Genomic DNA, 19,688 nt, shown 5'->3' with positions numbered 1-19,688 from the left:
AGCCGGGTGGTGGGTCCAGCGATAATTGCTACCGCCATCCGGTGGAAACGCTGAACGTTCTGACTTGCAGTACCACAATCGGCTTCCCTGCCCAGGTCGTCCCGATTAGCCTGGCCGCATGCGCAAGATCCTCACGGCCACGGTGGGTATCGCCGCCGCCCTTGCCGTCGCCACCGGCTGTTCGGACGATTCCACCCCCGCGTCGACGAGTTCGTCGGCCCCGGCGACGAGCACGCAGTCGTCCGCCCCGAGCAGCGTCGTCCCGACCAGCGCCGCGCCGACGGCGCCCGCCCCGCCGCGAACGGGCACCGTCGCACCGACACCGCACCCGGCCACCACGAAGCCCCAGGGCCCGGACAACGGCGGCACGTACAACGTTCCGTGCACGGGCGGCCCCGATGAGGGCACCATCTGCACCAACCCGAACCACGGCGCGGGCGACAACCCCACCGAGAACGGCACCGCACCGACCTCGACCCCGCCCCGCACCTCGACGAAGGTCCGCGACGACGATCCGGGCGGCAAGCCGTGCACCACCGGCATGGGCGTGCCGGGCACGTACGTCTACTCGGAGAGCAGCGGCACCTGGGTCTGCCAGATCAGCTGAGCCACAGCGTGCTCACCGCTACTCGTCGCTGAGGATCACTGCCAGCAGGAGTTCGGCACGCACGCGCGCCGACGCGAGGTCGACGCCCAGGGCCTCCTGCGCCCGCGCCACGCGCGCCCGCGCGGTGTGCCGGTGCACCCCGAGCGCCGCAGCGGTCGCCTCCCACTGGCCGTGGTTCTCCAGGTACGCCCGGAGCGCCTCCACGAGGCCATGGTGCGCGCGCAGCGGCGCGATCAGCTCCCGGTCCAGCCTGGCGAGGGCGTCCCTGGTCGGCGGGTCGGTCAGCAGGGTGCGCCCGGCCAGGTCCGACGCGTCGACGGTGCGGCCGCCCGGCCGCGCAGCGCGGGAGGCGGATTCGGCCGCCGCGACAGCCTCCACGACGGCGCCCACGGGATGCCGCGAGCCGAGACCGAGCTGCAGCGCGGCGCGCGATCGGGCGTCGAGCCGGGTGACCAGGCGGTCCGCGAAGGCCGCATCGTCTCCGCCGCCCAGCAACGCGACGACCCCTCCAGCGGAACCGGTTTCGGCGACGAAGACGGGGCGTCCTGCGGCGTGCAGCGCCTCCCGCACCGTCGCGGTCGCCGCGTCGGGGTCGCCACCGCGGATGACGAGCGCCCGGATCCCCTCGGGGTCCGCCGCCGCCCCGACCAACTGCGCGGCGTCGCCCGGCCCCGCCGACAGCGCGAGCCGCAGGGCCGCGGCGTTCAACCGCCACTGCTCCAGCCGCAGCCGCAGGGGGCGCTCGAAGTCCAGGGCCAACAGCGAATTGGCGTGCCCGATCAGCACGTGATCGGTGGCGAGCGGATCGCGCGGCAGCAGCACGCCCAGGTACCCGTGCGCGCGATCGCCCACCCGGATCGGCTGGGTCACGATCGCCGCGGCCCCACTCCCCGTCCCGTCCGGCGGCACCGTCGCGCTCCCGACCGCCGACGCCGCGCCGTGCTCGCGCACTTGCGCCTCGGCCTCCCGGGCGTGCGCCTGGTCGAAGTCCGCGGGATGCGCCTGCACCACTCGGCCGCTGCGATCGAGCAACAGCGCCGTACCCCGCAGCCGATCGCCAACTCGCGCAACGTGCCCGACGGTCCGCCTGCCACGGCCGCCCGCGTCATCCGCTGCTGGGCACGCCCGGCTTCCACGTTCGCGGCGTTCGCGCGTCGCGCGATCTCGTCGATGACGGCGCGCGCGACGGCCACGAACGGGGTCGGCAGCGGCACGTCGACGAGGGCCAGACCGAGCTCGTCGGCCTCCGTCACCAGCGCCGACGGTGCGCTGTCCCGGGAGACGCCCACGCCGAAACCCAAAGCCGAGATCCCGCGGTCGCGCAGCCGCCGGACGTAGGCGCGGCAGCCCGCGGCGTCCGGCGGGATGCCGATGCCCGTGGTCAGCACGAGCTCGCCGCCCGCGAGCCAGGGGGTGGGATCGGTCAGCTCGGTGGTCATCACGAACGAGATCTCGGCCTCCGCGCCCGCGTCCCCTGCGCGCAGCCGAAGGCCCAGGTCGCGCTGGGCGAGCAGCCAGCGCACGGACACGGTCATCACCGCTCCATTTCGTTGATTTCATTGCGATTGATTCATCATTCTGGCAGATGCGTTGCTTCGTGGCGTGGAGCACAGTGAAAGAACCCGCCCGCGCATCCGAGGAGTCCGAGATGACCACCGCAGCCACGTCCGTGTCCTACCGCCTGCCGCAGGTCCGTTCGCTCGTCACGCCCCTGCCGGGCCCCGAGTCCGTGCGCCTCGCCGAGCGCCGTCGGGCCGCGGTGGCCGCCGGCGTCGGCTCGTCGGTCCCCGTGTACGCCATGGACGCCGACGGCGGCGTCATCGTGGACGTGGACGGCAACTCCCTCATCGACCTGGGCTCCGGCATCGCCGTCACCAGCGTCGGCGCCTCGGACCCGCGAGTGGCGGAAGCCGTTGCGGCTCAGGCGGCGCACTTCACGCACACCTGCTTCATGGTGACCCCGTACGAGGGCTACGTCACGGTGGCGGAGCGGCTCAACGCGCTCACACCGGGCGACCACGCCAAGCGCACGGTGCTGTTCAACTCCGGCGCCGAAGCCGTGGAGAACGCGGTCAAGGTGGCGCGCCTGGCCACCGGCCGCGACGCGGTGGTCGCCTTCGACCACGCCTACCACGGCCGCACCAACCTCACGATGGCGCTGACGGCGAAGACCATGCCGTACAAGAAGGACTTCGGCCCGTTCGCGCCCGAGGTGTACCGGATGCCCATGTCGTATCCGTACCGCGACGCAGCCGCCGGTCTCGAGGCCGACGGTGCCGCCGCCGCCCGTCGCGCGATCGATCAGATCGAGAAGCAGATCGGCGGCGACGCCGTGGCCGCCGTCATCCTCGAGCCGATCCAGGGCGAGGGCGGCTTCATCGTGCCCGCGCCCGGCTTCCTGCCCGCACTCGCCGCGTGGGCGAAGGACAACGGCGTCGTCTTCATCGCCGACGAGGTGCAGACCGGATTCGCCCGCACCGGAGCATGGTTCGCGTGCGAGGACGAGGGAGTGGTGCCCGACATCGTGACGCTCGCCAAGGGCATCGCGGGCGGCATGCCGCTGTCGGCGATCACCGGCCGGGCGGATCTCCTCGACGCGGTGCACCCCGGCGGGCTCGGCGGCACCTACGGCGGCAACCCGGTGGCCTGCGCCGCCGCGCTCGCCGCGCTCGACACCATGACCGAGCTGGACCTCCCGGCCCGCGCCCGCGCGATCGGCGACCGCGCCCTCCCCCGCCTGCGCGCCCTCGCCGCGGAACTGGATGTCATCGGTGACGTCCGCGGCCGTGGCGCGATGCTGGCGATCGAGCTGGTGCGGCCGGGCACCGTCGAACCCGACCCCGAGCTGACGAAGGACATCGCCGCGCGGGCCCTCGCGGCCGGGGTCGTGATCCTGACCTGCGGCACCTACGGCAACGTGATCCGCCTGCTGCCGCCGCTCGTGATCGGCGACGAGCTCCTCGACGACGCCCTCACCGTGCTCGAGACCGCGATCCGCGAGGCCGCGGCGTGAACCGCACCGCACTGCTCGACTCCGTCCCCACCGGCCTGTGGCTGGACGGTGCGTCGACGCCGAGCGAATCCGGCCGCACCTTCGAGGTGATCGACCCCGCAACGGGCGGAGCCCTCGCCTCCGTCGCGAACGCCACCCCCGCCGATGCGCGGGCCGCGCTCGACGGCGCCACCGCGGTCGCCGACGATTGGGCCGCCACCGCACCCCGCGTGCGCGCCGAGATCCTGCGCGCGGCCTTCGAGGCCGTGACCGCCCGCGCGGACGACTTCGCGCTCCTGATGACCCTGGAGATGGGCAAGGTCCTGCCCGAGAGCCGCGGCGAAGTGGCCTACGGCGCGGAGTTCCTGCGCTGGTTCTCCGAGGAGGCCGTCCGCGTCGGCGGCCGCACCGCGACTGCCCCCGCCGGGACCGGGGAGATCACTGTCGTCAAGGAGCCGGTGGGCCCGTGCCTGGCCATCACCCCGTGGAACTTCCCGCTGGCCATGGGAACCCGCAAGATCGGGCCGGCGCTCGCCGCCGGCTGCACCATGATCGTCAAGCCCGCCGAGGACACACCGCTCACGATGCTGCTGCTCGCGCAGGTCTTCGCCGAGGTCGGCCTGCCTCCCGGCGTGCTCTCGGTGCTGCCCACGCTCGATGCGTCCACCGTCGTGGGCGGGCTCATGGACGACTCGCGGCTGCGCAAGGTCTCCTTCACCGGCTCCACCGGCGTCGGCAAGATCCTCCTGGCGCAGGCGGCGAACAACGTCCTGCGCACGTCGATGGAGTTGGGCGGCAGCGCTCCGTTCCTCGTCTTCGACGATGCCGACCTCGACAAGGCCGTCGACGGCGCGATGCTCGCGAAGATGCGCAACGGCGGCGAGGCGTGCACCGCAGCGAACCGCATTCTGGTGCAGGACGGCATCCGGGAGGCGTTCACCGCGAAGCTCACCGAGCGCGTCGCCGCGATGACCGCCGGGCCCGGGTGGGAGGACACCTCCGCCATCGGCCCGATCATCAATGCCAAGCAGCGCGGCGCCATCGCCGCTCTCGTCGACGAGGCCGTTGCCGCCGGCGCCACCGTCCGCACGGGCGGCAAACCGGTCGACGGTGCCGGGTTCTTCTACGAGCCCACCGTCCTGGATGCCATTCCCGACGGTGCCCGCATCCGCCGCGAGGAGATCTTCGGCCCGGTCGCGGCGATCGTCGGATTCGACACGGAGGACGAGGGAATCGCCCTCGCCAACGACACCGAGTACGGCCTTGCCGCGTACTTCTTCACGGAGAACGTGGGCCGCGCGCAGCGGGTCGCCCGGAAGCTCCAGGCCGGCATGGTGGGCGTGAACCGCGGCGTGATCTCCGACCCCGCCGCCCCGTTCGGCGGGATCAAGCAGTCGGGCCTCGGCTCCGAGGGCGGCAGCGAGGGCATCGAGGAGTACCTGAACACCAAGTACATCGCGCTGCCCGCGATCTGACGCGACGCGATTCGCGGGCTCGCATCGGGTCTCCGGATCGGCGAGCGCTCAGAGCCGGCGCAGCGGCGCGGGCCGCGTGCCAGCCGACCATCCCGTGCACGCCCGGGCCGGGGCCGCGGCGGCGGAGCAGAGGTACACGCGGTCCGTGAGGCGGTAGGGGTCGAACAACTTCGGCCGGCGCACCAGCTGGGCGGGGGTCGCGGCGCCGGCAGCGATGTCGCCGCCCACGAGGTTGGCGTTCGTCGCCTCCAGCTGCGCCGGCCCGACCGACCTGACCTCGATGACGCGCTCGCGCACCCCAGGCGCGTGCCGATCCACCTCGGTCAGCACGGATTCGGTGAGGTCGCCGGGGAATCCGTTGGGGCAGTGCGCGTACATGGACACCGGCACGAGGGAACCGCTGCAGCGCGACCGGTCGGCCAGGTACTGCTGGGACAGGATCATCACCGGCCGCTCGGGCATCCGCCCGCGGTTGACCATGAGCTCCTTCTGGGCGATCTCCCGCGCCGTCCCGCCCAGATGGACGAAGGCGGACCGTCGTAAAGCGCTCTGGGCCCAGGGGATCCCGCGGTCCAGCACCAGATCCACCTTGAACGCCGCCGCCCCGAACCGCCAGGACCGGGAGCGCCGCCGGAGCCAGCCGGGAGCGGAGTCCCCCAACAGGTCTCGCGCGGCGGGGACGCCGGTGTCGAGGAGCACCAGGTCCGCGTCGGGGAGCGCCGTCACGCGTTCCCCGTGCGGATCGTCCCGCCGCGTTCGCGCACGAGCGCGGCCAGCCCGTCCGAGATCGCCTGTGACCCGCCGATCGGCACGGACCAGGGCCGCACGCCCGACAGGATGTAGCCGAGTGACGAGGTGAGCGGCAGGTGTTGCGGGACGATGCCGTGCGCCGCCACACCCGCGAACACCGCGCCGCCCACGCGCCCCAGCGCCGCTGCGGTCATCGCGGCCGGCAGCGTGAACCGCGGGCCCCACCGGACCGCCTCGGCCGGGTGGCGCGGCACGCCGGTCATCGGGCCGAAGAACGCCGCCATCACCTCGGGGCCGCAGTCTGGCACGTCCGCGAGGGTGCCGACGGCGTCGCCGGGCTCCGGCGAGAGCGGGTGCGCGACGTCGATCTCCGCGGTGCCCCAGGCGATGTCGAGCCCCACGTCGCGCAGCGCGGGCGAGGCGTACGCGAGCGGGTGCCCCGTCGAGAACCGGTCGACGACGGTGCCGCCCAGCTCGTCCGACCGGCAGGCCCCGCCGATCGTCGGCTCGGCCTCGAGCACCGTCACCTCGAGCCCCTCGCGGGCGAGGTACGCGGCGGCGGTGAGCCCGTTGGGTCCGGATCCGACGACGACGGCTGTGCTCATGCCACCAACCGTAGTCGCGGCGGCCACTACGCTGGGAACATGCGCACCGTCGAACGCCTCCAGCTCTTCACGTCGACGATCTTCGCGGAGATCTCGGCGCTCGCCACCGAGACGGGTGCCGTCAACCTGGGCCAGGGCTTCCCCGACAGCGACGGTCCCGTCGGCATGCTCCGGGCCGCGAAGGACGCGATCGACGGCGGCATGAACCAGTACCCGCCTGGCGACGGCCTGCCGATCCTGCGCCGCGCCGTGTCCGCGCAGGTCGAGCGCGAGTACGGGCTGCGCTACGACCCGGACGGCGAGGTGCTGATCACCGTCGGCGCGTCGGAGGGGATCGCGGCCGCGGTGCTGGGCCTCGTCGAGCCGGGACGCGAGGTGGTCCTGATCGAGCCGTTCTACGACTCGTACGCCGCGACCGTCGCGCTCGCGGGCGCCCGCCGCGTGGTGGTCCCGCTGGTGGAGACCGCGGACGGCCGCTACGGGCTCGACCCGGACCTGCTCCGCGGCGCGATCACCGAGAGGACTGCCGCGATCATGGTGAACTCGCCGCACAACCCCACCGGTACCGTGCTCTCCGACCAGGATCTGCGGCTCATCGCCGACCTCTGCGTGGAGCGCGATCTGCTCTGCTTCACCGACGAGGTGTACGAGTACCTCCTCTTCGACGGCAGGTCGCACCGCCCGCTCGCCTCGTTCGACGGAATGCGCGAGCGCACCGTGCGCATCTCGGGAGCGGCCAAGTCGTTCAACCTGACCGGCTGGAAGATCGGGTGGATCACCGCGCCCCGCGCGCTGGCGGACGCCTGCCGCTCCGCGAAGCAGTGGCTCACCTACACCGGAGCCACGCCGCTGCAGCACGCCGTCGCGCACGCCCTCGAGAACGAACGCGACTGGCTCGCAGCGCTGTCGCCCACGCTGCAACGCAGCCGCGACCTGCTGACCGCATCGCTGCGCGACGCGGGCTTCGCGATCCACCCGTCGGAGGGCACGTACTTCGTCGTGGCCGACGCGCGGCCCTCGGGTTCGACGATGCCGCCGCCCTCGCCCGGGAGCTCCCCGCGCGCGCCGGGGTGGCCGCCGTGCCCGTGAGCGCGCTCGCCGACGACCACGCCCGCTGGGGCCACCTGCTGCGGTTCGCGTTCAGCAAGCGCGCGGACGTCCTGACCGAGGGAGCGCGGCGGCTGGCGGCCCTGCGGCCTTGACTACACGGCGGGTCGCCGTCCCGGATCTCCGCGCAGAACTCCCGGCGCAGCACGATCAGGACAGGGCGGGGATCACCTCCCGCTCGAACAGCTCCAGACCCGTGGTGTCGTAGGCGATCTCGGGGAAGTAGCAGATCGCGTACGTCATCCCCTCGGCCTCGAGCCGCTGGAGGTTCGCCACGATGTCGCCCGGGGTGCCCACGCCCGGCATCCCGAGGTAGGCGCCCATCTCGGCGTCGACCGACGCCTCCGGGGCGTGCTCCAGGAGCCGGTTCCGGGTGACGTCGAGGCTGGTCTGCACGTCACGCGCGGCCTCGCCGATCACGATGTTGTAGTTGGCGGAGCGGGTGATCGCGTCGTAGTCCGTTCCCACCTCGGCGCAGTGCCGCCGCAGCACCTCCGACTTGCGGGCGAAGCCCTCGAAGGTGCCGTCGAAGTTGGTGTACTGCGCGTACTTCGCCGCGATCCGCAGCGTCTTCTTCTCGCCGCCGCCAGCGACCCAGAGCGGAATCCCGCCCTCCTGCAGCGGCTTCGGTTCACAGATCGCGCCGTCCACCCGGTAGTGCTCTCCGTCGAGGGTGGCGATGCCGTCGGTCCACGCCTGGCGCAGGATCTGCACCTCATCGAGGCGGCCCAGCCGCTCGCCGGCCGGCGGGAAGCCGTAACCGTAGGCGCGCCACTCGTGTTCGTACCATCCGGCGCCGATGCCGACCTGCGCCCGGCCGCCGGAGATCACGTCGACGGTGGCCGCGACCTTCGCCAGGTACGCGGGGTTGCGGTAGCTCACCGCGGTGCACATCTGGCCCAGCTTCACCCGGCTGGTGGTGGCCGCGAAGGCCGACATCAGCGACCACGCCTCGTGGGTCGCCTCGCGGCTCGGCACCGGGGTGGTGTGGAAGTGGTCGTACACCCACACCGAGTCCCACGGTCCGTCGTCCGCCCGCCGGGCGAGTGAGTTCATGACGGACCACTGGTCCGCCGGATCGATGCCGACGAGGTCGAATCGCCAGCCTTGCGGGATGAACAGTCCGAATCGCACGACCTCCACCCTACGGTCGCGCCGCAGAACCTGTCGGAGGTCTCGCGTACCGTCGTCGGCGATGCAGGATTCGCTGTTCGAGGTGCCCGCGCACCGTCGGGAATTGACCGACGGTGCCTGGCTCGACCTGCGCACCGGATGGCAGCGCGATCCGGACGCGCTGTTCGCGGCCCTGGAACGGGACGTGCCGTGGGTCGAGGAGCGCCGCCGCATGTACGACCGGACGCTGCCGGTGCCGCGGCTCCTGCGCTACTACGACACCGGGGCCCGGCTCCCGCATCCGCGCTACGCGCGGCGTTGACGGAGCTCAGCGAGCTGTACTGGGACGATCTGCGAGAGCCGTTCACCTCGGTGGGGCTGTGCCTGTACCGCGACGGGGCGGATTCGGTGGCCTGGCACGGCGACACCATCGGCCGCGGCGCCACGCACGACACGGTGGTCGCGATCGTCTCGCTCGGCGCGACACGTCCCTTCCTCCTGCGCCCGCGCGGCGGCGGCGCCAGCACCAAACTGCACGTCGGACACGGTGACCTGCTGGCGATGGGTGGCTCGGCACAGCGCACCTGGGAGCACGCGGTGCCGAAAGTGCCGCAGGCGGGACCGCGGATCAGCGTCCAGTTCCGCGCCGCCGGGGTCCGCTGACGCGCGGTTCGATATTCACCCTCAGTAACCCCCTACTGGTAATGACCTGTATGTCAAGATGGGGCAATGATCGCGGACGGCCCGGTACCCAAACACGAGCAGTTGCGCGCCCTCCTCGAGCAGCGGTGCGCGGACGGGCTCGAGCCCGGGGCCGCGCTGCCCAGCGAGCGGCAGCTCTGCGACGAGTACGGCGTCTCCCGGATCACGGTGCGGGAGGCGCTCCGCCAGCTGGTGGCCGAGGGCACGCTGGTGCGGATCCGCGGTAAGGGCACGTTCGTCGCCGACCGGCCCGCGCGCTCTCAGCTGCACCTCGCCTCGTTCCACGAGGACATGCGCCGGCTGGGCCGCGCACCGTCGACCGTGGTGCTGCAGACCGAGCTGCGCGTCCCGCCCCCGTCGACGACGGCGGCGCTGCAGATCCGCGCCGCCGACAAGGCCTTTCACATCAAGCGCCTCCGACTGGCCGACGGGGTGCCGATCTCCATCGACGACGCCTGGTACCCGCAGACGGTGGCTCCGGCGATGGACCGGCACGACCTGACGCAGTCGATCTACGACCTGCTGCGCACCGAGTACGGCTACGCGATCGACCACGCGGAGCAGTCGATCGGCGCGATCTCCGCCGACGGTGAACTCGCCCGCCTCCTCGGCGTCCCGGCGGGCGCGCCGATCCTCGCGTTCGACCGGACCGCGTTCGCCGGCGGCACCCGGGTCGAGCACAGCTACTCCTGGTACCGCTCGGACCGCTACCGAGTCCAGATGACGGTGACCGAGGCCGGTTGATCAGGGCTTCGGGAAGCAGGTGCCGTAGAAGTCCCGTCCGAACGGGGTGATCTCGATGCGTCGGCGGACCGTCTTCGCGTAGCGGCCGGCCCTGCTGATCGCATCGATGAGCTGCGGCTGGACCTGCAGCAGCTCGTACCGTCGCACCTCGACCTGCTCCTTCGAGAACCAGATCAGCCCCAGCCGGTGGAGGTTGCCGAGGTACTCGGCGATCCGGTCGGGGTTCCGGCAGCCGGCGACCTCGGGGATCATCGTGACGCCGGCGGCGACCGTCTCGGCGCCGACCCCGAACGGGCGGTTGGTGCGCACGTCGATCGCGGGCTGGGCACCGTCGGTGAACAGCAGTCGCAGGACGCGCGCCTCGTCCGGGCAGAGCTGCTCGAGCACGTGCGGGTACGCCGGATGCGGGGCGTCCGCGCCCGCGGGCTCGGCCGACTGGGCCAGCAGCCGCTCACCCGCGCGCCGCAGCTCCTCGGCCGTGGTGGCGGGTGTCTCGATGCGCTCGCGCTCGGGGAGTTCCTCGACCACCTCGCCGTGGACGACGACGCGCGGCGCCGTCTCGGTGGTCAGCGCCACGTCCACCAGGTGACCGGCCTCGCTGACGAACTGCTGCGTGAGCCGCTGCGCGGAGCCGCCGATCTCGCGGGTCACGTTGAACGCGGAGTTGGACACTCGGCCGATCCGGCCCAACAGTCCGCCGCCGCCGGAATCCTGCGTCGCCGGTTCAGCGCCGCCCTCGCGGACGGCGAGCTCGCGCCCGTCGTTCTCGGCCCGCGGCTCGGCGTCCTCCTCGACCCGCGCCTTCGACCGCGCCTTCCCCTGCGACCCACCCTGGTCGCGCGTCGTCCTGGAACCGGATTTGTCAGCCACGTCTGTCACACCCCGAAGATTGCTAGATGGAGGAACCCGGCGAACGAACCGAGCACGGCGCCGTGCAGGAACAGCAGCCACTCGTCCTGCTTGATCGCGGACCGCAGGAGCTCACTGAGGTCCTCGGGACTGAGCTTGCTCATCCGTTCCACCACGAACTCGCGGACCTTGGTCTGCTGCTCGGCGACGAACTGCGGCTCGCTGACCGTGGCCTCCGCGACCTTGAGCGCCTCGACGCCGACCAGCTGCGGCACCCGGTCGTAGGCCTCGGACCCCACGGACAGCTTGACGAATCCGCGGGCCCAACCCGCCGCGTTGTCGATCGAGTCGCGGAGCACGGTCTCGACAGTGGCGCGGGTGCGGTCGGACCGCGGGCCGTGCAGCAGCTCGTCGCAGATGTTCTCGATGGTGATCACCTTGTCGGCCATGACCTTGGCGTACTCCTCGGAGATCTCCTTCTTCCGCTTGAGGAACAGGCCCTGCTTCCACGGCACCCACCAGGTGGGATGGAGCGGTTCGAAGATCATCAGGATGCCGATGTAGTTCACCACGTAGCCGATCACGATCCCGCCCAGCGGCAGCAGCCACCAGTACGGGAAGAAGTGCAGCAGCGCGACGAGCAGGAAGCCCATGGGGAAACCGAAGTAGAAGCCGAAGTTCTGCATAAACTTCAGCTCCTTACGGCCCATGTTGTAGAAGATGTCCTTGAGCACCGCGGGGTTGTTCGTGAGGTACCGGATCACCAATAGCTTGGCGTCGATGTAGTCGTCGATGTTCTCGCCGATCGTGGAGGTGATCCGGCGGACGTCCTTGGGAAGCGACACCGAGACCCGCCGGTACACGAGGAGCTTCACATCCTCGGGCAGCGAGTACCACAGGCGCGGGTTCTCGCGCTGCATCACCGATTCGACGATCGACGGGATCATCGGCAACGACGCGCGGGTGAGCACCTCCGAGACGTGCTCGGGGTCCATCACCTCGTAGAACTCGGCGATGCTGCCGACTTTGTTGAGCGATTTGTCGACGGCGATGCTCGCCATCTTCTCGGCCCGGGACGGCACGATCCCCTGCCAGCCCACTCGGCCGTCCGGCTGGATCGCCGGGATCACCTGGACCCGCCGCGGGAGGAACGGGTACAGCGTGGCCATGCCCGGGATCTTGACGCCGTAGAACCGCTTGGGCTCGAACAGCATCAGGATGCCGGTCCAGTTGGTGATGTAGCCGATGATCCCGGTGAACAGCGGCACGGTGATGAGATGCTGAATCAGGTGCGCGTCCACCGAGCACCCTTCTCGTCGAAATTCCTCGCCGAGCCCACCTTGGACCTCCGTTCACGTCGCGGCGCAGCCGAATCATTCGTCCTACGAATAGTTCACGGCCCTCCGCAGCCAACATTCGCGCTCACAGTACTCAACACGGTGAGAGGATTTCGCCTCCAATCGATCACTGTGACCAGATGAACACGGTCACCGGGCGGGGCGTCACACGACGAAGATCGGATCCCCCGCCGCCACATCGGCTTCCTTCGGGTCCGCGATCGACCCCGGTTTCGAATCCATCACCACGACCGGGCAGATCGCACTGAGTCCGCGCTCGCGAATCATGCTCGGCGAGAACGCGATCAACGGATCTCCCGCGGCCACCTTCGCCTTCTCGACGGCGAGCACAGTGAACCCCTCTCCGTTGAGGTTCACGGTGTCGATCCCCACATGCACCAGAACGCCCACACCCCCGTCCCCCAGGACGATCGCGGCGTGCGGATGCAACTTGAGCACCGTGCCCGCCACGGGCGAGACGACGACGGCGTCGGCACCGTCGCCGGGAGCGGCCGGTTCGATGGCGACGCCCGAGCCCACCATCTGGCCGGCGAACACCTGATCCGGCACTGCCGACAGCGGCACGAGCCGCCCGGCGACCGGCGCGAGGACGTCGGTCACAGGAGGTCCTGCACTTCCTCGGCGAGCGCGTCGGCCGTCGGCCCGACGACGACCTGCACCGCGGAACCCGCCATCATCACGCCGTGCGAGAGCTTCTTGAGCGCGCCTTGATCGACGAGGGAGGTGTCCTTGACCTCGCAGCGCAGCCGGGTGATGCAGCCCTCGACCTCCTCGATGTTGTCCGCTCCGCCCAGCCCGTTCACGATGTCCTGCGCCTTCGACATGTCTGCCGCCTTTCGAAGAGGTTCCGGGAAATCGACTCGCGCCGACCCCAACTGGTTATAACCTGTCGTCACCCTAGTGGACTCGTCCCTCGACAGGAGCGAAAATTGAGTTCCTCATCCGGATCCGGTATATCAGCACGACGGCTCGATCTGAGCGGTCTCCAGAAACTCGGGCGCAGCCTGATGTTGCCCATCGCGGTCCTGCCCGCGGCGGGTCTGCTGCTGCGCCTCGGCCAGGACGATCTGCTCGGCCGTTTCTCCTCGATGAAGACGGTCGCCGCGGTCATCGGCGGCGCCGGCGACGCGCTGATCTCCAACCTCGCGATCCTGTTCGCGGTCGGCATCGCGATCGGCTGGGCGAAGAAGGCCGACGGTTCCACGGCGCTCGCCGCGCTCGTGGGCTACCTGTCCTTCCAGGCCGTCGAGAAGGCGATGTCGCCGGTGGTGCTGGCCGGTGAGGTCGACAAGGCCGGTGAGCCCGCGGTGGTGAACTACGGCGTGCTCGGCGGCATCGTCATCGGCATCATGTCGGCCATGCTGTGGCAGCGCTTCTACAAGACCAAACTGCCGGACTACATCGGCTTCTTCTCGGGACGCCGGCTGGTCCCCATCCTCACCGCGTCCGGCGCCATTGTCGTGGGCGTGATCATGTCGTTCATCTACCCCGCCTTCAACTGGGCGCTCACCGGTCTCGGCAACTGGGTGGCGGAGAACTCCGTCGTGGGCGGCGGCGTGTTCGGCGCCGTCAACCGCCTCCTACTCCCGCTCGGCCTGCACCACATCATCAACTCGGTCGTGTGGTTCATTCTGGGCGACTACCGGACCGCAGGCGGCGAGACCGTGCACGGCGACATCGCCCGGTTCCTGCAGGGCGACCCCACGGCCGGCACGTTCATGACCGGATTCTTCCCCATCATGATGTTCGGGCTGCCCGCCGCGGCGTTCGCCATCTACCGCTGCGCCAAGCCCGAGAACCGCAAGGTGGTCGGCGGCATCATGATGTCCGTCGCGCTCACCAGCTTCCTCACCGGCATCACCGAGCCGCTGGAGTTCTCGTTCATCTTCGTGGCCTGGCCGCTACTGCTGGTGCACGCGCTGCTCACAGGCAGTTCCCTGCTCATCGCGAACTGGTTGGACATCCACCACGGCTTCACGTTCTCCGCGGGCGCGATCGACTACGTGCTCAACTTCGGCAAGGCCACCAACCCCCTGTGGCTCATCCCGATGGGACTCGTGTACGCCGTGATCTACTACTTCACGTTCAGCTTCATCATCAAACGGCGCAACCTCAAGACCCCCGGTCGCGAGGACGAGGACCTGGAAGCGGAGGCCACGGCTTGACCGAACTGCTGCGCGGCACCGTCGTCACCCCGTCGGGGACGATCGACGACGGCGTCGTGGCCCTCGCGGACGGCCTCATCGCCGAGGTCGGCCCGGCCTCCGCGTTCCCACCCGCCGGTCTGCCGGCACCGTCGGACGACGTGTACGTCCCCGGCATGATCGACGTGCACTGCCACGGGGGCGGCGGGCACGGCTTCCCCGATTCCGACGCCGACGGTGCCCGCGCGGCCGCCGCGCACCACCTCGGTCGCGGCACCACGACGCTGCTCGCGTCGCTCGTGTCGGCGGCGCCCGAGAAGCTGCTGGAGCGAATCGCGACGCTCGCGCCGCTCGTCGACGACGGCACCGTCGCGGGCCTGCACCTCGAGGGGCCGTTCCTGGCCCAGGAGGTGTGCGGGGCGCAGGACCCGCGGTACATCATCGACGGCGACCCGGCGCTCCTGGCGACGCTCCTCGACGCCGGCGGCGGGCGGATCCGCTCGATGACGCTGGCCGCGGAGACAGCGCACTACGCCGAGCTCGCGCGGCAGTTGTCCGACGCCGGCGCCGTGGTGTCGGTGGGGCACACGGCGGGCGACTACGACACCGTCGCGGCGGCGCTCGACACCCCGGCCGGCCCCGTCAGCATCACGCATCTGTTCAACGGCATGCACCCGATGCACCACCGTCACCCCGGCGCGGTGGGCGCCGCCCTGAAGGTGGCGGGCGAGGGTCGCGCGGTAGCGGAACTGGTCGGCGACGGGATCCACCTCGCGTCGGGAACCGTCGCCATGGTCTTCGCGACCGTCGGCGCCGACCACATCGCGCTGATCTCCGACGCGATGCAGGCGGCCGGCATGCCCGACGGGCAGTACACGCTCGGCCCGCTGGAGGTCACGGTGGGCGCCGGCGTGGCCCGGCTGACCACCCCCGACGGTTCCCGCGGCGCGATCGCCGGCGGCACTTCGTCGGTGCTCGACGTGTTCGCGCGGGCCGTGCAGCACTCCGGGGTCTCGCTGGCCGACGCCGCACGCGCCGGCGCGACCACCCCGGCCCGCCTCCTGGGCCTACAGGACCGCGGCGAGCTCGCCGCCGGCCTGCGTGCCGACGTGCTGGAGCTGACCTCCGACCTGCGGCTGCAGCGGGTGATCCGGGGCGGCGTCGAGGTCTAGCACCTCAACGCCGCGTCTCCGGCGGTCTGCTCGAACGCTGCCGACCCCCGTGCGGACCATGCTCCTTCGGTCACAGCGGATGCAGGATGCGGCGCAGGAACTCGCGGGTGCGGTCCTGCTGCGGGTCGCCGATCACCTGCGCGGGCGTACCCGCTTCCAGCACGGCGCCGCGGTCGACGAACAGCACCTGGTCGGCCACGTCGCGGGCGAAGGCGATCTCGTGGGTCACGACCACCATCGTCCGACCCTCGTCCGCGAGGTCGCGCATCACGGCCAGCACGTCGCCCACCAGCTCGGGATCGAGCGCCGAGGTGGGCTCGTCGAACAGCACGACCTGCGGCCGCAGCGCCAGCGCCCGCGCGATCCCCACGCGCTGCTGCTGCCCGCCGGAGAGCTGGTGGGGGTACTTGTCGGCGTGCTCGCCCAGCCCGACCCGGGCGAGCAGTGCGCGCGCCTCCTCCTCCGCCTCGGCGGCCGGCCGTTTCTGCACCACGACGGGCCCCTCGGTCACGTTCTGCAGCGCGGTGAAGTGCGGGAACAGGTTGTGCGACTGGAACACCATCGCGCTCTGCGCCCGATACCGCTGCAGCGCAGCCTTTCCGGGTGCGCCGGCGCCGAAGTCCACGGTCTCGGACCCGACGGTGACCGTGCCCCGGTCCGGAAGCTCGAGGGCGTTGAGGGAGCGGAGCACCGTCGTCTTGCCGGATCCGGACGGCCCGATGACGACGGTGACCGTCCCCTCGGGCACGTCGAAGTCGATGCCGCGCAACACGTCCACCTCCCCGAACGACTTGGCCAGTCCGCGCACCGAGATCAGGTCGGTCATCGTGCCACGTACCTTTCGAATCGGGTCTCCAGCGACGCCTGGACCACGCTGAGCAGCTGGCAGATCACCCAGTAGTAGATCGCCGCCACGACGTACATCGCGAAGAAGTCGAAGGTCGGTGCGGCCGCGATCTGCGCCTGCCGCAACAGTTCCGTGACGAGGATCGCCGAGCACAGCGAGGTGTCCTTGACGAGCGAGATCAGGGTGTTCGCGAGCGGTGGGGTCGCGGTGCGGGCCGCCTGCGGCAGGATGATCCGCCGCAGCGCGGTGCGGTAGTCCATGCCGATCGTGGTCGCCGCCTCCCACTGCCCCCGCGGCACCGCACCGATCGAGGCGCGGATGATCTCCGCCGCGTACCCGCCCACGTTGAGCGACAACGCGATCACGGCCGCCGGGAACGGCTCGATCACCACCCCCAGCGCGGGCAGCGCGTAGAACACGATGAACAACTGCACCAGAAGCGGAGTGCCGCGGATCACCGAGATGTACACGCGCGCCGCGGCACTCAGGATCCTGCGCGCCGACATCCGGGCCAGCGCCACCGCCAGCGCGATCGCGAGGCCGAGGACGAAGGTGATCGCCGCGAGCGGGATCGTCATGGTCACCGTCGCCTTGAGGAGCGGCACGAGGTTCCGGCGGACCAGGTCCCAGGTGGTCGACCGCTCCGCGGCCCGGGGCGCGGTGCCGAAGTACTTCTGCGAGATCCGCTCGGCGGTGCCGTCGGCGCGGATCTCCGCGAGCCCGCGGTTGATCTCGGGCATCAGGCCGGATCCCTTGCGGGCTGCGAACACCGACTGCGCCTTGTCCGGCGTCTCGGCGGCGATCTTCACCTTCGCGCCGGGCGTCACGGCGAGATAGTTCCGCACGACGCCGGTGTCGTTGACCACCACGTCGACCCGCCCCTGCGCCAGCACGTTCGCGGCGTCGGTGAAGCTGTTGACCGGCTCGATCCGCGCGCCGGCCTTCTCGGCGACACCGGACCAGCTGCTGGTGATGCTCTGTGCGGCGGTCCTCCCGCGGATGTCCGCCAGCGACTTCACCGAATCGTCGCCCTCGCGCACCAGGATCGACCCGCCGGTCTGCAGGTAGGGCTCGGACACGTCGTACTTCGCCGCCCGCTCGGGGCTGGCCGTGACCTGGTTGGCCACCAGGTCGAAGCGGTTCGACTCGAGCGCGGCGAACATCGAATCCCACGGCGTCTCCACGAATTCCACGCGCAGACCGATCTTCTGCGCGATGGCCTCGATCATCTCCACGTCGTATCCGACGAGCTTCCCGGACTCGTCGTGATAGCTGTACACCTGGTACACGCCCTCGGTGCCCACCCGCAGCACGCCCGAGACCGGCAGCACCGGGTCGGCGTGCGCCGGCACCGGGCCGGCCACGAGGAGCATCGCGATCACCACGACGCCGAGACGCCGCAGCAGGGTCCGTGCACCGTCGGCGAATGCGGTCGATGACATGCGTCGTTCTTAGCACCGCCACGAGCCGAGCGGGTGGCTACGCGCCCGACGGAATCTTTTTCAACCAAAGGGTTGAACATCATTCGCGCACGGCGTACCGTCGTATTCAACAGAACGGTTGAACAACGAGGAGGTGGACCACGAACGACGACGCCGACGACCTGTCCAAGGCGTTCGCCGCACTGGCGGACCCCACGCGCCGCGACATCGTCGCCCGTCTCGCGGACGGCGACGCCACGCTCACGGAGATCGCGGAGCGCTACGACGTGAGCATCCAGGCCGTGTCCAAGCACCTCGCGGTGCTGCAGAACGCGGGCCTGATCAGCAGGACCAAGCGGGCCCAGGCCCGCCCGGCCCACCTCGAGGCCGAGGTCTTCGACCTCATGAACGGGTGGATCGAGCGGTACCGCCGCCGCGCCGAACAGCGCTACCAGCGCCTCGACGCGGTGCTCGCCGAGATGAACGCAGAAGAGAACCCCACCACCGACGAAGGAGCAGCATCATGACCGACACCCATGCCGAGGCCACCATCGAGGCCTCCGCCACCCTTCCCAGCATCACCATCACCCGCGACTTCCAGGCCACGCCGGCGCAGTTGTTCCGCGCCCACACCGACCCCGAGCTCTACGCGCGCTGGGTGGGACCGTCGGACATCGACACCGAGATCGTGCACTGGGACGCGCGCACCGGCGGCAGCTGGGCGTACCACAACACCCGCGGCGACGAGCGCTACTCGTTCCACGGCAGTTTCCACGACGTTCGGGAGGACCGGATCGTGCAGACCTTCACCTTCGACGGCTGGCCGGACTCCGTCTCGCTCGAGACCATGACCTTCGAGGACCTCGGCGACGGCCGCACGCGGATGCACTCGACCTCGCTGCTGGACAGCTTCTCCAGTCGCGACGGGATGCTGGCCAGCGGGATGGAGACCGGCATCAACGACGGCTACGCCAAGCTCGACGAACTCCTCGCGAACGGCGAGGTGTAGTCGTTACCGTCGAGGTATGACCGACGTCGCACCGATCCGCACGCACGTCGCCGACGGCCTGGGGGTGCTCACCCTCGGCGCCGCCCGGCGACGCAATCCCCTCTCGCTCGCCACGATGCGGGCGGCCACCGCCGCGCTCGAGAGCTTCGACGCCGACCCCGCGGTGCGGGTCATCGTGATCCGCGCCGAGGGGCTGGCGTTCTCGGCGGGGCACGACCTGAGCGAGATGGTCGGCCGCACCCTCGACGAGGAGCGCGAGATCTTCGCCGCCTGCACCGATCTCATGGCGGCGGTGCACCGCGCGCGACAGCCCGTGATCGCCCAGGTCCAGGGCATGGCGCTGGCGGCCGGCTGCCAACTGGTCGCGACCTGCGACCTGGCGATCGCGGCGGCCGACGCGCGGTTCTCGACGCCGGGCGTGAAGATCGGCCTGTTCTGCTCGACGCCGATGATCCTCTCCCGCGCCGTCGGCCGCAAGCGCGCCATGCAGATGCTGCTCACGGGCGAGATGATCAACGCCGAGACCGCGGTCGACTGGGGTCTGATCAACGCGGCCGTCCCCGCCGACCAGCTCGACGCGACCGTCACGGACCTCGCTCAGCGCATCGCCGCGTCCAGCCGCGCGACGCTCGCCATCGGCAAGCGCGCCTTCTACGACCAGATCGACCGGACGGAGCCCGACGCGTACGCCGCGATGTCCGAGGTGATGGCGACCAACGCGATGATCCCGGACGCGCAGGAGGGGATGTCGGCGTTCCTCGACAAACGCGCCCCCGTCTGGCAGTGACGACCC

20 protein-coding genes and 2 pseudogenes are annotated in these 19,688 nt (G+C 70.8%); 11 read left to right on the top strand and 11 right to left on the bottom strand.

Annotation, left to right across the window (positions count from 1 at the left end):
* Positions 1 to 118: 118 nt before the first annotated feature.
* Entirely contained in the window at positions 119 to 607 is a 489-nt protein-coding gene (locus MTP03_RS03550; RefSeq protein ID WP_248490763.1) for a hypothetical protein, read from the top strand.
* 18 nt (positions 608 to 625) lie between these two features.
* Here the strand turns inward: MTP03_RS03550 and MTP03_RS03545 are convergent, their stop codons facing one another.
* Both MTP03_RS03545 and MTP03_RS03540 read right to left on the bottom strand, forming a co-directional pair.
* Positions 626 to 1,558 (bottom strand): CdaR family transcriptional regulator, encoded by a 933-nt coding sequence (locus MTP03_RS03545; RefSeq protein ID WP_248490762.1) that lies wholly within the window; start codon positions 1,556 to 1,558, stop codon positions 626 to 628.
* Complete coding sequence (locus tag MTP03_RS03540) at positions 1,474 to 2,142, bottom strand: PucR family transcriptional regulator ligand-binding domain-containing protein (protein WP_248490761.1); 669 nt, start codon at positions 2,140 to 2,142, stop codon at positions 1,474 to 1,476. Before MTP03_RS03540 ends, MTP03_RS03545 begins: the two co-directional genes overlap by 85 nt.
* Before the next feature lie 113 nt (positions 2,143 to 2,255).
* On the opposite strand from MTP03_RS03540, the gene gabT reads away from it, so the two are divergent.
* Together gabT and MTP03_RS03530 are read left to right on the top strand one after the other, a co-directional pair.
* Positions 2,256 to 3,620, top strand: coding sequence for a 4-aminobutyrate--2-oxoglutarate transaminase (gene gabT / locus MTP03_RS03535; RefSeq protein WP_248490760.1), 1,365 nt, complete (start codon positions 2,256 to 2,258; stop codon positions 3,618 to 3,620).
* Positions 3,617 to 5,074, top strand: coding sequence for an NAD-dependent succinate-semialdehyde dehydrogenase (locus MTP03_RS03530; protein ID WP_248490759.1), 1,458 nt, complete (start codon positions 3,617 to 3,619; stop codon positions 5,072 to 5,074). Before gabT ends, MTP03_RS03530 begins: the two co-directional genes overlap by 4 nt.
* Positions 5,075 to 5,122: 48 nt before the next feature.
* Here the strand turns inward: MTP03_RS03530 and MTP03_RS03525 are convergent, their stop codons facing one another.
* Together MTP03_RS03525 and MTP03_RS03520 are read right to left on the bottom strand one after the other, a co-directional pair.
* Complete coding sequence (locus MTP03_RS03525) at positions 5,123 to 5,800, bottom strand: hypothetical protein (RefSeq protein ID WP_248490758.1); 678 nt, start codon at positions 5,798 to 5,800, stop codon at positions 5,123 to 5,125.
* Positions 5,797 to 6,429, bottom strand: coding sequence for an NAD(P)/FAD-dependent oxidoreductase (locus tag MTP03_RS03520; RefSeq protein ID WP_248490757.1), 633 nt, complete (start codon positions 6,427 to 6,429; stop codon positions 5,797 to 5,799). The genes MTP03_RS03525 and MTP03_RS03520 overlap by 4 nt, the downstream gene beginning before the upstream one ends.
* Before the next feature lie 39 nt (positions 6,430 to 6,468).
* Here MTP03_RS03520 and MTP03_RS03515 point away from each other — a divergent pair.
* Positions 6,469 to 7,631: pseudogene (locus tag MTP03_RS03515) on the top strand (pyridoxal phosphate-dependent aminotransferase).
* A gap of 55 nt (positions 7,632 to 7,686) precedes the next feature.
* Here MTP03_RS03515 and MTP03_RS03510 read toward each other — a convergent pair.
* Positions 7,687 to 8,670 (bottom strand): LLM class F420-dependent oxidoreductase, encoded by a 984-nt coding sequence (locus MTP03_RS03510; protein ID WP_248490756.1) that lies wholly within the window; start codon positions 8,668 to 8,670, stop codon positions 7,687 to 7,689.
* 61 nt (positions 8,671 to 8,731) lie between these two features.
* On the opposite strand from MTP03_RS03510, the pseudogene MTP03_RS03505 reads away from it, so the two are divergent.
* Positions 8,732 to 9,312, top strand: a pseudogene (locus MTP03_RS03505) (alpha-ketoglutarate-dependent dioxygenase AlkB).
* A 66-nt stretch (positions 9,313 to 9,378) separates the two neighbouring features.
* Positions 9,379 to 10,095 (top strand): GntR family transcriptional regulator, encoded by a 717-nt coding sequence (locus MTP03_RS03500; protein WP_248490755.1) that lies wholly within the window; start codon positions 9,379 to 9,381, stop codon positions 10,093 to 10,095.
* Here MTP03_RS03500 and MTP03_RS03495 read toward each other — a convergent pair whose 3' ends face one another.
* The 4 genes from MTP03_RS03495 to MTP03_RS03480 form a co-directional block, all read right to left on the bottom strand.
* Positions 10,096 to 10,965 carry an Abi-alpha family protein gene (locus MTP03_RS03495; protein WP_248490754.1) on the bottom strand — a complete coding sequence of 290 codons (870 nt, stop codon included), beginning with the start codon at positions 10,963 to 10,965 and terminating at the stop codon, positions 10,096 to 10,098.
* A gap of 5 nt (positions 10,966 to 10,970) precedes the next feature.
* Positions 10,971 to 12,245 (bottom strand): hypothetical protein, encoded by a 1,275-nt coding sequence (locus tag MTP03_RS03490; RefSeq protein WP_248490753.1) that lies wholly within the window; start codon positions 12,243 to 12,245, stop codon positions 10,971 to 10,973.
* A gap of 201 nt (positions 12,246 to 12,446) precedes the next feature.
* Positions 12,447 to 12,902 (bottom strand): glucose PTS transporter subunit IIA, encoded by a 456-nt coding sequence (locus MTP03_RS03485; protein ID WP_248490752.1) that lies wholly within the window; start codon positions 12,900 to 12,902, stop codon positions 12,447 to 12,449.
* Positions 12,899 to 13,126, bottom strand: coding sequence for a PTS transporter subunit EIIB (locus MTP03_RS03480; protein WP_248490751.1), 228 nt, complete (start codon positions 13,124 to 13,126; stop codon positions 12,899 to 12,901). The genes MTP03_RS03485 and MTP03_RS03480 overlap by 4 nt, the downstream gene beginning before the upstream one ends.
* Positions 13,127 to 13,309: 183 nt before the next feature.
* On the opposite strand from MTP03_RS03480, the gene MTP03_RS03475 reads away from it, so the two are divergent.
* Both MTP03_RS03475 and nagA read left to right on the top strand, forming a co-directional pair.
* Positions 13,310 to 14,467 (top strand): PTS transporter subunit EIIC, encoded by a 1,158-nt coding sequence (locus MTP03_RS03475; RefSeq protein WP_248490750.1) that lies wholly within the window; start codon positions 13,310 to 13,312, stop codon positions 14,465 to 14,467.
* Positions 14,468 to 14,472: 5 nt separating this feature from the next.
* Positions 14,473 to 15,618 (top strand): N-acetylglucosamine-6-phosphate deacetylase, encoded by a 1,146-nt coding sequence (gene nagA / locus MTP03_RS03470; RefSeq protein WP_371820954.1) that lies wholly within the window; start codon positions 14,473 to 14,475, stop codon positions 15,616 to 15,618.
* A 70-nt stretch (positions 15,619 to 15,688) separates the two neighbouring features.
* Here the strand turns inward: nagA and MTP03_RS03465 are convergent, their stop codons facing one another.
* Positions 15,689 to 16,444: an amino acid ABC transporter ATP-binding protein gene (locus MTP03_RS03465; RefSeq protein ID WP_305852782.1), complete on the bottom strand. Its 756-nt coding sequence runs from the start codon at positions 16,442 to 16,444 to the stop codon at positions 15,689 to 15,691.
* On the bottom strand, positions 16,441 to 17,907 hold the full coding sequence (locus tag MTP03_RS03460) for an ABC transporter substrate-binding protein/permease (protein WP_248490748.1): 1,467 nt from the start codon (positions 17,905 to 17,907) through the stop codon (positions 16,441 to 16,443). The genes MTP03_RS03465 and MTP03_RS03460 overlap by 4 nt, the downstream gene beginning before the upstream one ends.
* A 161-nt stretch (positions 17,908 to 18,068) precedes the next feature.
* On the opposite strand from MTP03_RS03460, the gene MTP03_RS03455 reads away from it, so the two are divergent.
* From MTP03_RS03455 to MTP03_RS03445, 3 genes are read left to right on the top strand one after another with little or no spacing between them, the layout of a single operon-like run.
* Positions 18,069 to 18,413, top strand: coding sequence for a helix-turn-helix transcriptional regulator (locus MTP03_RS03455; RefSeq protein ID WP_248492027.1), 345 nt, complete (start codon positions 18,069 to 18,071; stop codon positions 18,411 to 18,413).
* Complete coding sequence (locus MTP03_RS03450) at positions 18,410 to 18,895, top strand: SRPBCC family protein (protein ID WP_248490747.1); 486 nt, start codon at positions 18,410 to 18,412, stop codon at positions 18,893 to 18,895. Before MTP03_RS03455 ends, MTP03_RS03450 begins: the two co-directional genes overlap by 4 nt.
* A gap of 16 nt (positions 18,896 to 18,911) precedes the next feature.
* Positions 18,912 to 19,682, top strand: a complete 771-nt coding sequence (locus MTP03_RS03445) for an enoyl-CoA hydratase (protein WP_248490746.1) — start codon at positions 18,912 to 18,914, stop codon at positions 19,680 to 19,682.
* Positions 19,683 to 19,688: the final 6 nt, after the last annotated feature.

It is taken from the genome of Tsukamurella sp. PLM1 (genome assembly GCF_023168325.1).
In the GTDB taxonomy this organism is placed as follows: domain Bacteria; phylum Actinomycetota; class Actinomycetes; order Mycobacteriales; family Mycobacteriaceae; genus Tsukamurella.
The sequence above is the reverse complement of the archived record's forward strand: the minus strand, read 5'-3'. Positions and strand labels throughout refer to the sequence as shown.

What these genes read in the sequence shown, in the direction of transcription:
- MTP03_RS03550 (WP_248490763.1), top strand. Translation starts at nt 119, where the DNA reads ATGCGCAAGATCCTCACGGCCACGGTGGGTATCGCCGCCGCCCTTGCC.
- MTP03_RS03540 (WP_248490761.1), bottom strand. Translation starts at nt 2,142, where the DNA reads ATGACCGTGTCCGTGCGCTGGCTGCTCGCCCAGCGCGACCTGGGCCTT.
- gabT (WP_248490760.1), top strand. Translation starts at nt 2,256, where the DNA reads ATGACCACCGCAGCCACGTCCGTGTCCTACCGCCTGCCGCAGGTCCGT.
- MTP03_RS03520 (WP_248490757.1), bottom strand. Translation starts at nt 6,429, where the DNA reads ATGAGCACAGCCGTCGTCGTCGGATCCGGACCCAACGGGCTCACCGCC.
- MTP03_RS03500 (WP_248490755.1), top strand. Translation starts at nt 9,379, where the DNA reads ATGATCGCGGACGGCCCGGTACCCAAACACGAGCAGTTGCGCGCCCTC.
- MTP03_RS03480 (WP_248490751.1), bottom strand. Translation starts at nt 13,126, where the DNA reads ATGTCGAAGGCGCAGGACATCGTGAACGGGCTGGGCGGAGCGGACAAC.
- MTP03_RS03475 (WP_248490750.1), top strand. Translation starts at nt 13,310, where the DNA reads ATGTTGCCCATCGCGGTCCTGCCCGCGGCGGGTCTGCTGCTGCGCCTC.
- MTP03_RS03465 (WP_305852782.1), bottom strand. Translation starts at nt 16,444, where the DNA reads ATGACCGACCTGATCTCGGTGCGCGGACTGGCCAAGTCGTTCGGGGAG.
- MTP03_RS03460 (WP_248490748.1), bottom strand. Translation starts at nt 17,907, where the DNA reads ATGTCATCGACCGCATTCGCCGACGGTGCACGGACCCTGCTGCGGCGT.
- MTP03_RS03450 (WP_248490747.1), top strand. Translation starts at nt 18,410, where the DNA reads ATGACCGACACCCATGCCGAGGCCACCATCGAGGCCTCCGCCACCCTT.
- MTP03_RS03445 (WP_248490746.1), top strand. Translation starts at nt 18,912, where the DNA reads ATGACCGACGTCGCACCGATCCGCACGCACGTCGCCGACGGCCTGGGG.